The organism is Cupriavidus sp. 05T41 (assembly GCF_056396525.1).
On sequence record NZ_JBFTLQ010000038.1, the window covers coordinates 97,150 to 108,338 of the forward strand.

6 protein-coding genes are annotated in these 11,189 nt (G+C 62.3%); 2 read left to right on the top strand and 4 right to left on the bottom strand.

Annotation, left to right across the window (positions count from 1 at the left end):
• Positions 1-51: 51 nt before the first annotated feature.
• Positions 52-780 carry an IclR family transcriptional regulator gene (locus AC1DKV_RS22225; protein WP_441621200.1) on the top strand — a complete coding sequence of 243 codons (729 nt, stop codon included), beginning with the start codon at positions 52-54 and terminating at the stop codon, positions 778-780.
• 70 nt (positions 781-850) lie between these two features.
• On the opposite strand, the gene AC1DKV_RS22230 is transcribed toward AC1DKV_RS22225, so the two are convergent.
• Entirely contained in the window at positions 851-4,255 is a 3,405-nt protein-coding gene (locus tag AC1DKV_RS22230; protein ID WP_477138037.1) for an ATP-binding protein, read from the bottom strand.
• A gap of 928 nt (positions 4,256-5,183) precedes the next feature.
• Between AC1DKV_RS22230 and AC1DKV_RS22235 the strand changes: the two genes are divergently transcribed.
• A complete protein-coding gene (locus AC1DKV_RS22235; protein WP_477138038.1) occupies positions 5,184-7,730 on the top strand; it encodes a P-loop NTPase family protein in 2,547 nt (848 codons plus the stop codon).
• A gap of 109 nt (positions 7,731-7,839) precedes the next feature.
• Here the strand turns inward: AC1DKV_RS22235 and AC1DKV_RS22240 are convergent, their stop codons facing one another.
• From AC1DKV_RS22240 to tauA, 3 genes are all read right to left on the bottom strand, one after another.
• Positions 7,840-8,715 (bottom strand): ABC transporter permease subunit, encoded by an 876-nt coding sequence (locus tag AC1DKV_RS22240; RefSeq protein WP_477138039.1) that lies wholly within the window; start codon positions 8,713-8,715, stop codon positions 7,840-7,842.
• A gap of 10 nt (positions 8,716-8,725) precedes the next feature.
• Positions 8,726-9,502: a taurine ABC transporter ATP-binding protein gene (locus AC1DKV_RS22245; RefSeq protein WP_441621189.1), complete on the bottom strand. Its 777-nt coding sequence runs from the start codon at positions 9,500-9,502 to the stop codon at positions 8,726-8,728.
• A gap of 97 nt (positions 9,503-9,599) precedes the next feature.
• Entirely contained in the window at positions 9,600-10,610 is a 1,011-nt protein-coding gene (gene tauA, locus AC1DKV_RS22250; protein WP_441621191.1) for a taurine ABC transporter substrate-binding protein, read from the bottom strand.
• Positions 10,611-11,189: the final 579 nt, after the last annotated feature.

Below are 11,189 nucleotides of genomic sequence, written 5' to 3' on the forward strand. Positions count from 1 at the left end.
CCGGCGCCCGGCGTCCCGCCGGACCCGGCGGCGGACCGCGACACGCCCACGCTGCGCGCCTTCGCCCTGCTCGAGTTCCTGGTGGCGGCCGACCGCCCTCTCTCGCTGGCGGAGATCATGCAGGGCTTCGAAGCGCCCAAGGCCTCGCTGCACCGCATGCTTGGCGCGCTGGAGTCCGGCGGGCTGGTGATCCGCGAGCCCGGCGCGCGCAACGCCTACGCGGTAGGACCGCGCCTGTCCCGGCTGGGCGTGGCCATCGTCACGCATTCGGGCACGCGCCAGCTGCGCCACGCCATCCTGGCGCGACTGGTGGCGGACATMGGCGAGACGGTCAACCTGACCATGCTGCACGAAACCTCGGTGCTGTACCTGGATCGCATGGAAGCGCCGTGGCCGCTGCGGCTGGACCTGAAGCCGGGCTCGCGCGTGCCGCTGCACTGCTCGGCCAGCGGCAAGCTGCTGCTGTCGCTGCTGCCGCGCGAGCAACGCGCGGCGCTGGTGCGGCAACTGCCGCTGGAGCGCTTCACGCCCAACACCATCACCGACGTGGAACTGCTCGAAGCCGAGCTGGACCGCAGCGCGCACAAGCAGCTCGGCGTGGACAACGAGGAATTCGTCGCTGGCATTTCCTGCGTGGCGGTGCCGGTGCGCGACGAGCGCGGACATGTGGTTGCGGCGCTGGCGGTGCATGCACCCACGGCCCGCTCGCCGCTGTCGCGCTCGCTGGAGTTCGTGCCACGCCTGCAGGAAACGGCCAGGGAGCTGGCCGCTACTTTCTGAGCAGCCTGCATGGACGCCGCCGTTTGCCAGGTAGAGAACGGGTGATTCAAACAGAATAAAGATTGCGGACTTACATCCGGCCTTCGATCGCGGCATCCAGCAGGGCCTTGGCCTGCTGCCAGTCGGCGGTGTCGAACCCTTCCGTGAAGGACGCGTGAATCCCGGCCAGCGTCTGCCGCGCGGCTTCCGCCTTGTCCTGGTGTTCCCATAGCCGGGCGAGGCTCAGCGCCGCGCGCAGCTCAAGCGACTTCCCGCCTTGCTGCCGGGCAATCGCGATGGCCCGATGAAAACACGCTTCCGCCGCTTCAGGGTCGGCGGACCCGCCCGGCCGATGGAGAAGCAATTCCCCCTGGAGCCGATGCAGTTCCGCTTCGTAGTGGCGTTCCCGCGTATTGCCGATCATGGAGAGCCCGTCGGCCAGCACGTCGAGTCCGGCCTCGGTTTGTCCGGCGTCCTCGTAGACCTGGGCCAGCAGGGCCAGGAAATAAGGCCGGCCCAGCTCGGCCCCCGTGGCCTGGTAGGCGGCCAGGCCACGGCGGATCTGGACGATGCCCTCTTCACGGCTCCCCTGTTCGGCCAACGCCCAACCCCGCAGGATGGTGCCCCATGCGAGCCAGAAGGGAAACCCGTGCTCGGTCGAGAGCGTGATGGCGGCTTCGGCGCACTCCMTGGTCAGTTGTACGTCGCGCCGGTACTGATGCAGCTCGGCCGCAAAGGCCAGGCCGAGCGCGAGGCTGAAAGGATGCGTAATCTTCCGGGCCAGGGTCAGTGCATCCTGGGTGGCCTGGCTGGCTTGCGCCGGCAGGCCAAGATGCCATAAGACCCATGCCAGGAGGCTGCGGCCACGGACCCCGTAATCCTGACCGAACAGTGCGCCAGGGGCGATCGACTCAGGTTCATAGTGGGCAAGCCCACGCTCCAGGTGCGCCCGCGCCTCGTGGAACTCGCCCAGGTATAGTGAAGTGCCTCCCAGCGCAACGTGCGCCTGTCCGAGCAACGCCGTATCTTGCGCATCCTCGGCAAACCTGAGCAGCGCCTCCCCTAGCACATACGCGGTTTCGTGCTGCGCACGAAGCGAATAGAAAGCGCGCATTCCCAACTTCACCTCGAAGCGCTGAGGGGTGTTGCCAGCGAGTTCGCACAAGGTCAGCGCCCGGGTATAGGTGGCCTCCACCTCCGGCGAGGCATAACCTCTCGCGGCAATCAGGGCGGGCCCCAGCGTGACGCGCAATGCAAGCTCCTGGCCTGCGCGCTCCGGCGTGTCGGGCAGGCGCTCGAGCAGTTCCAGGGCCGTACTCAGGTGACGGATGGCATCKAGATGCGCCGAACGCTCAACGGCCTGACGCCCGGCACAATGCAGGTACTCCACCGCCTTGGGGATGTTGCCGCTGTGACTGTAGTGATGGGCCAGTTCGCTGCAGTGGCCTTTCAACTGCTGACGGAAGAGGGCCTCGATGGCCCGCCCCGTGCGTTCATGCAATGCGCAGCGCTGTTCCGAGAGCAGGGAGTTGCCCGCGACCTCCTGAGTCAGCGCGTGCCTGAACGCATACTCCACCTCCGGAAAGGCGGGTTGCCCGTAGATAAACTCTCCGGCCTGCAGACCGGCCAACAACGGATACAGGCGGTCTTCCGGCTGCCCGGTGACCTGCCGGATCAGGCTCAACGGGAATGCCTTGCCGATCACGGCCAGGGTCTGCAACAGTTCCTTCTGCGCGGATGGCAGCCGATCCATGCGCGCCGCGAGCACGCCCTGTACCGTGGTCGGAATATGCAGCGCGGCCGGGGTCTTCTCGATGCGGTACCGGCCGGGCTCACCGAGCAGCGCCTTTTCCTCGGCGAGGGTCTGGACGACCTCCTCCATGAAGAAGGGGTTGCCCTCGGTTTTTTCCAGGATGAGCTGCCTGAGCGGCCCGAGACCGGGGTCATCKCCCAGCAAGCCGCCGAGCAGGCCTTGCGCCTCGGCAGGACCAAGCGGGGCGAGCCGCAATTCCGTGCAATTGTCYTGCCTGACCCAGGCGGGCTGGTACTCGGCGCGGTAGTTCACAAGGAGGAGAATCCGGGCATCCGCCGCCCGCTCGACGAGGTAAGCGAGAAAGGCTTCTGTCTCGTTATCCAGCCATTGCAGGTCTTCGAACAGCAGCTCAATGGGCTGATTCCGGCTTTCTCGCTCCAGCAGGCGCGTGATCGCCTCGAACGTGCGCTCGCGCCGAAGGTCTGCGCCCATGTCCGCCAGCGCCGAGCCGGGCCCGACGATACCCAGCAGATAGAGCAGATAGGGCATGAGGTCCTCGAGGCTGCGCTCCAGCGTGAGGACCTTGCCCGTGACCTTCTCGTGGCATCGCCGCTTGTCGTCCTGGGCGGTGATCTGAAAGTAGTTCTTCAGGAGCTCGATCAGGGGCAGATAGGCAAAGGCTTTGCCATGCGAGACCGAAAAAGTCTCCAGCACCAGGGATCCGCTCTGCGAGCGCGCCTTGAACTCGTGGAACAGGCGCGACTTGCCGACGCCGGCCTCCCCCACCACCGCGACGATCTGCCCGTGCCCGGCCACGGACTGGTCCAGCGCCAGGTGCAGCGCCTCCAGTTCGGCTTCGCGGCCGACGAAGCGAKCCAGGCCGCGGTGAGCCGCCACCTGCAGGCGCGTGCGCAACGCCCCGAGACCCAGCACCTCGTAGACCACGAGCGGTTTGGGGATGCCTTTGACCAGGGCCTCTCCCAGCGCCTTGAACTCGAAATACCCTTCGGCGAGCTTGTGGGTGGATTCGCTGACGAGAATGGATGTGGGCGCAGCCATTGTTTCAATCCGCGCGGCAATGTGGATCGTGTGCCCCACCGGATCATAGTCAGTGTGCAGGTCGTCCTTGCGGATCGAGCGCACGACCACCTCGCCCGTGTGGACGCCCACCCGGATCTGCAGCGAGATGCCCTGCTCCAGCCGGAGCCGGTCGCTGTGCCGGCGCATCGCCTCCTGCATGCGCAGCGCCGCGAACAATGCGCGCTGGGTATGGTCCTCATGCGCGATCGGTGCGCCGAACAGCGCGAGAATGCCGTCGCCCAATGACTTGGCCACGTACCCCTCGTAGTAATGCACGGCCTCCATCATCAGCTCGATGACGGGGGTGATCAGGTGATGGGCCTCTTCCGGGTCCAGGTCGTGGATCAGGGTGGTCGAGCCCGCCATATCGGCAAACAGGACGGTGATTGTCTTGCGTTCGCCAGCGGTATCTCCCCGGGCTTCCAGCGCCGCCTGCTCGGCCCGGATACGCTCGGCCAGATGCGGTGGCGTGTAATGAACGGGGGCGGCGGCGGCGGGTTGCGGCAATTCACTGACGGGCTCGCCGCAAGCACTGCAGAAGCGCGCCGTCGGATTCATTTCGTGGCCACAGCGCACGCAGAGACGCGGGAGCCGGTTGCCGCACTGCTCACAAAAACTGKCGCCAACGGCATTCTCGAGCTCACAATTTGTGCAGCGCGCCATAGATGCTCCCTGGACGTCCTCCAGGTAATTAAACGCCCCCTTGCCTGTCGTCGCAAGACTGGGTCGCCGCCGCGCTGTCGGGGTGGTCTCCGACCCGAATTTGGGCCTCGCCGCGAACGCCTCAGGGCACTCGCCACTGGGTCGTTGTGGAAGCGGCGTCGAAGGCGGTAGACGGTAGTCCAATGGACCCTTAGGCGTTTTCCCGCKACGAGGGCTTGCTGCCGAGTAAGCGGTGYGTTAGCCACTKGTTTCAATTGGCGAGCGGCGGAAAATTCTCGCTCGGTGGGCGCCCGCGTAGTGCAACGTTGCRCGATCGMAACGCACCCAATAAGGTACTTCAACCTGAATTCCAGGTGGAATCAATGGGTTACCCGCGCATGCCTTCTATCTCCAATCATATTTCATTGAGTTAAGTTGAGAAATTTMAGATTTTCTATTTAGAAATTTTTTACGCCATAAATMTCAATTCGGAAATTTCAGATTTTATCATCCAAACCTTAATAACAATGGTTAACCCTATTTATCAACCAATTATTAATTTCAATACTTGAATCCGGCGGTTGGCGGCCGAAGGTTCTCACCCGCCAACTTGGCTGGTGATCCTACCCACCAAGGCAGCCTCGACACGACATTATGGCGAATCTCGTTGGCGTGAAACTCAAGACGGCACGGAACTTGTCCCCATCAGGGTTGAACTTGGCGTAGTCGCCCGATTTTTTGATCGGCGTGCGACCACCCTCACCGAGCACGTTGCAGACCTGCGCGAGTACAAGTTAAACCGCGCCTTCGACACCTATGCCAAGACATCATCTTGAACTCGCCGCGCGCCCCTTCCCGATTCTCGCTACAGCCCTTCTCACTGTTCTACTGCGCGTTGAAGTGCGCTAGCTTCGCGGCCCAGTACGCTCTTTTTTTTGTAGTTGCTCTCATGCTTCGCGATCCAAGCCCGCGCGCTTTGATATTGATCTCCATCCTGGGATTGGTTCGTATCTTTCTCGGCCGGGTCCTCGCTCGCTTGGTTGCCAGTTCCATCACCATGGCTAGCGATCATCTCCAGCATTGCGCCAGAGTGCACAAATACGACGACGGGGATCAGGCGAGGACCCTATACAGATTCCTTCAACAGCGGTTGGATTTTGCACTGGCAAGGGAGGATCTTGTCGGGAATTTTATAGCAATAGTTGCCACGCTGGCGATAATAGGATCATTTTTTAATTTGCAAGCGTTAGGTGTTTTGATTGGCGTGGCTCTGGTAAGCGGGATGGTATTTGTACTGCAATGGATTAGCGTCTACGCCTTGTTGCGCGTCAATGAAACGGTTACAAGCCGGAACGCAGAGTTCAACACACTTATCGCCAGGAGACTCGGAGTACTGGGGCTCGATGAAATGAAACAGGCGAGCGCCGCGCGCTTTGATGCTCTGAGTAGGCAGGAGCGTCTTTGGCGAGCACTCGACTCAGGCGCAAAGATTTCCGAGACCTACTTGGGAATACTACTGAGAATTCTTCCCTTGGCCGCGATTGGAGCAATTGGTGTCGTTCCTGGGATGTCACTCGGTGAGGCAGGTGTAACGGTGTTCTGGGTCTCGATGCCGCTGTTCGCGGCACTTCTCGCAATTCCGCGCGAGGTGCAGGCGTGGAAAGCACTTAAGAGCGCTCAAGCGCATATCGATGCGACGTGTAGCCGGATTCCGGTAGGGAATTCATCATGCGTTACCTTCGACGGCAAGGACACCATCTGGGCGGCGCCGCTGTACGTGAATCTGTTGGGCCGGGGTCCACTACGATGCCGGCTTCTTCGTCGGCTCGGGATGTKGGGCGAGCTTGGCCTGGGAGAACTTCCAACGCCCTTTGAGAAATTGCTAGCGCCTGACGAACTGTCGGAGGGCCAAAAGCAAAGATTGCTCCTGATCCGATCCGTGTGTTGCGCAGTAGATCGAGATGTGCCGCTGAKCCTGTCAACCCAGCTAATTTCACTCGATCTGCCAAATAGAATGAAAGCCAAAACGCTGTTKGATCAGCTTGTAACTGAAGKGGCGCTMAGGGTATGCGGTGCGGATGGAATTTCACGTGATGGATATTCTGAACTTTCAGAGCCTCGGAGTCATTTAGACCCGCCCCTAAGGGAAGCTCAGTCGCCAGATAGAAGCGGCAAAGCCCCGGTTATTCCGCGTTTTGTGCGCTGGTACTTTCCTGTMTTTATCCTCGCCGCCTATCTCGATGCGAATGTGGCACGCMTTATTGGAAGCCATGGTTCGTTGACACGTGAAGCCATCTGGTCAGCCATGGGAGCTTTCTCGCTCACGATACTTGGTGGGATGGCACTTGAGCATCATGTCAGGCGTAAAACCTTCAAGAGCCTTTCCCTTTCGATCTTCCGATCGTCGTCGCCAAACATAGAKATCGAGAGGAGAGTTCCCGTCGACCTCGACGTTGCACAAGAGGGCTTCTCGTACTACCTTCACGACTTTACTTGGGCTCTTGCTGTGTTTTCGCTTTTCGCTATGTCACTGGTTTTCGCGGCGGGCGCTTTGGGTATTGGTTTCATAGCTGGTTTTGTAATCCTGGTTTGGTTTTTTTACTCCAGGAACTACCGTGGAATTGTGTTGGCAAGAGAAAAAATGCTGGAGGCGAGTCGGACATTTGTGCTCACTATTCGCGATTGGGCGTCATTCGACCTGGCGACAGCTAGACTGGGCCAGACTACGCGAACTAGGCGGATGAGAGCCGTGCTGGCGTTGCCATCGCTCCAACGTTGGACCGAAGCCAAGGTACGGCTCTATCTAAAGAAGGTGGAGCTGGCGCTCCTACTCGAGGGGACCTTCCATATCCTGCTGATGCTGTGCCTCAGCTCTTTGCTGCTCGCGAAGGTGGAAGCCTCGCTTGCTGCGTTCCTTCTGTCCGCGCTCCTTGCCGTAGACCGGGAGTCCATCCGCCTCTTTGTGGCCGGTTCCGGCCTGCTAAGCACGGCATCATCTTTTCACGCAGTTTCCAACTTGCCGCTGGTAAACCGTATTCCTTGGGTGAGCCTTGAAGAGGGTGAGCAGGGAATCCGGCTCGCCGAAGCGCACTCCCCCCTGACAGGAATCCGTTATCCAGAGGTGAACTTCAATTTTGGAGTCAACTGGGTATTAGGCCGGTCGGGATGCGGGAAGACGACCCTGTTGACCGAATTGTTTTGGGCGTTACATCGCTGGGGGCGCACCGTCGCATTTTTTGGCAGACGCGAGATGACCGAGATTGGTCAGGGACGACGAGCAGACGCAGTTCTTCGTGAGCTTCTTGAGAATCACCAATGGCGAGCCGGGGGTACGCTGATCTTGGACGAGGCGTTGGAAGAGATCCACGAGGATGAATTAGAAAGCATCTACCATTTTCTTGATGTGTGGGGTCGTGATCATCKGGTCGTGATCCTGAACACAGACCATCGGACTTCGGCACAGACGCCGGGCTATAAGTATGTACTGCCGGGATAACCGACGCCGCTGGACACGGGAATGCTACGCGTCGGTTTGCCCAAGGTCATTGCATAAACAGAAACCGGGCGGAGCATGCCACCGCCCGGCAACCGGCAACCCTCGACCCTTACATCCTCCCCTTCCACGGCACCAGCCACGTCTCCATCTTGCGCATCAGCAGGTCGAAGGTATAGGCGATCAGGCCGATCAGCCCGATACCCATGATCACCACGTCGGTGCGCAGGAAGTTCKACGCATTCAGTACCATCTGCCCCAGCCCCGCCGTGGCGGCCACCATCTCGGCGGCGACCAGCGTGGTCCAGCCGAAGCCGATGGCGATGCGCATGCCCGTCAGGATGTCCGGCAGCGCGGCCGGGATCACCACATGGCGGATCACCTGCCACGGGTTGGCCCCCATCGAATACGCCGCGTTGATCTGCTCGATGGTGACCGAGCGCACGCCGGCCTGCGCCGACATGGCCAKCGGCGCGAAGCAGGCCAGGAAGATCAGCAGGATCTTGGAGGTTTCGTCGATGCCGAACCAGATCACGATCAGCGGCAGGTAGGCCAGCGGCGGCAGCGGACGGTAGAACTCGATGGGCGGATCGAACACGCCGCGGGCGATGCGCGACACGCCCATCATCACGCCGATCGGCACCGCCGTCACGGTGGCCAGCGCGAAGGCGCCGAACACGCGCACCATGCTGGCGCGGAAATGCTCGGTCAGCGGCAGGCCGCCTTGCACATTGCCGTTCCAGGCATCGATAAACGCGTTGATGATGGATTCCGGCGTGGGCAGGAACAGTGGCGGCAGCCAGCGCAGGTGGCTGGCGATCCACCACAGCGCCAGCAGCGACGCCACGGTGATGGTGGAGATGCGCGAACTGCTGCCTTCGCCGGGCAGGCGATAGCCGGAGACGGCCTTCATGCGGCGCGCGGCGGGCGCGGCGGCCACGGCACCGGCGCCCGGCGCAGGGTCGAGTCGTTGAACGGAAGCGGACATGGCGGGCTCCTCAGGGCGTGGCATGGATCAGGTTGACGATTTCTTCGCGATAGCGGATGAACTCCGGGTCGGACTTCACCTCGCGTGCATCGCCGCAGGCAATGTAGCGGCGCGCGAACGGCATCTCGTAGGTATGCGCGATGCGTCCCGGCGACGGCGTCATCACGATCAGGCGGGTGGCCAGGAAGAGCGCTTCCTCCACGCTGTGGGTGATGAAGAAAACGATCTTCTGCTCGGCCGCCCACAGCTTGAGGATCAGCGCCTGGATCGATTCGCGGGTGAGCGCATCCAGCGCGCCGAGCGGCTCGTCCATCAGCATCACCGCGGGATCGTTGGCCAGCGTGCGGGCAATGCCCACGCGCTGCTGCATGCCGCCGGACAGCTGGTAGACCGGCTTGGCCGCCACCTTCTCCAGTCCCACCAGCGCCAGCTTCTCCTGCGCGATGCGCAGGCGCTCGGCACGCGGCACGCCGCGCAGGCGCAGGCCCAGCGCCACGTTGTCCAGCACATTGAGCCAGGGCATCAGTGCATGCTTCTGGAACACCACGCCACGCTCGGCACCGGGGCCGTGCACGGATCTGCCGTCGAGGCGGATCTCGCCTTCCGAGGGCTGCATGAAACCGGCAATGCACGACAGCAGGGTCGTCTTGCCGCACCCGGAGGCGCCCAGCGCGACCACGAAGTCGCCGCGCTCCATGGTGAGATTGACCTGCGACAGGGCCAGCGTCTCGGCGCCGCCGCGGCCGCCGTAGTTCACGCTGAGGTTGTCGATTTCGAGTTTGGCCATAGCTGCAAACTTCCGAAGAGAGTGTGTCGAGGCCGCGCGGCGGGCATCGCCCGCGCCGCGGCAACCGTCCTTCATCGCGCCATGCGGCGCGCGCAGATCAGGCCGGCGTCTTGGCCAGCGCGCGCCGCACCCACTCGGCATTCACGCCCGGGCCATAGTCCGGCAACACGGTCTGGATGGTGCCCTGTTCCTTGAGGAATTGCGCCGCGGACTGCAGCGCCTTGGCCGCGCCGCCACCCAGCCAGCGCGGCGAGGCCTGCTCGTCGAGCGTGGGGAAGTTGTACAGCGCCATGCTGGCCGGCACCGCTTCAGCCTTGGCGCCCGATACCTTGGCGACAGCCTTCACCATGGGAGAGTCGGCACTCCAGCCGGCCTTGTCCTGCCGGTATTTTTCGTCCGCCGCGGCCAGGATCTTGACGAACTTGACCATGAACTCGGGGTTCTCGCGCGCGAACTTCTTGTTGGCGATCATGCCGTCGAAGGTGGCCTTGCCGGTCTCGCTGGCGATCTTGCCCGACGTCACCAGCACCTTGCCCGACTGCTTGAGCTTGGCCAGCACCGGATCCCAGATAAAGGTGGCATCGATGTCGCCGCGCTCCCAGGCCGCCGCCACTTCGGGCGGGCGCATGTTCATGATCTTGACGTCGCGCGGATTGATCCTGGCCTGCTCCAGCGCCACCAGCGTGTGGTAGTGCGTGGTGGAGACGAAGGGCACGCCCACCCGCTTGCCCTTGAGGTCGGCCACGCTGTTGATATTGCTGCCGTTGCGCGCCACCATGGCTTCGGCCGCATTGATGTCGTCAAGGATCCAGAACAGTTCCACGTCCAGCCCTTGCGACAGCGCCGAGGCAATCGGCGAGGTACCGGCTTCGCCGATGGCGATCTGGCCGGAAGCCATCGCCCGGATCACGTCGCCGCCACCGCCGAACTGGCGGAACGAAACCTTGTAGCCGGTCTGCTTCTCGACTTCCTTCATGTCCTGCGCATAGCGCCATGGCACCACCATGTCCTGGTAGGCGATCACGACTTCCCTGCTCTGCGCATAGGCGCCCGGGGCGACGACGGCCGCCAGCACTACGCTTGCTGCAAGCTGCTTGATCCAACGCATGATGAACCTCCTCAAGATTGACTGGGTTGCGTGCCGGCGTGCAGTGCCGTCTGGCGTGCTGCGCGAGTGCCGGCAACAGGGGCGTGGCACCGGGGCGGTGCCTGCTCGAGGAGGAAGAGGTAATAAGCATGAGGCATGCCGTGTCTCCGTCTGGTTGGGACGTCTTTGCGTCCTCTCGTTCTGGTGGCGTCCCGTTCTGCCGGCGGGATCGCCTCGGTCCGCTCCAAGCGCGGTGTAGCCCTATGGTAGGAAGCGTGCCCCGTTGCGGTTAGAGCCAGCCGGGGGTAACTGTGGGTCCACKACCAGATTTGGTTCACTTTAAGATACAAATCGTTCCGTTTATTTGAATTTCATGTTGACCATCGCTCGGTCTCATCCTACATTCGACTCACAAACACTTTTCGGAACGTTTGGTTCCGTTTTGAGATCGAAGCCCGGAGACCCACCACMATGAGCGAACACCTCCCCGAATCCCTGCGCCAGGCCACCACCGACGCCCCMGCCACCACCGGCCCGCAGGCCATGACCCCCTYGGAAGCCTTTGTCGAAACCCTCGCCGCCAACGGCGTCACCGACATG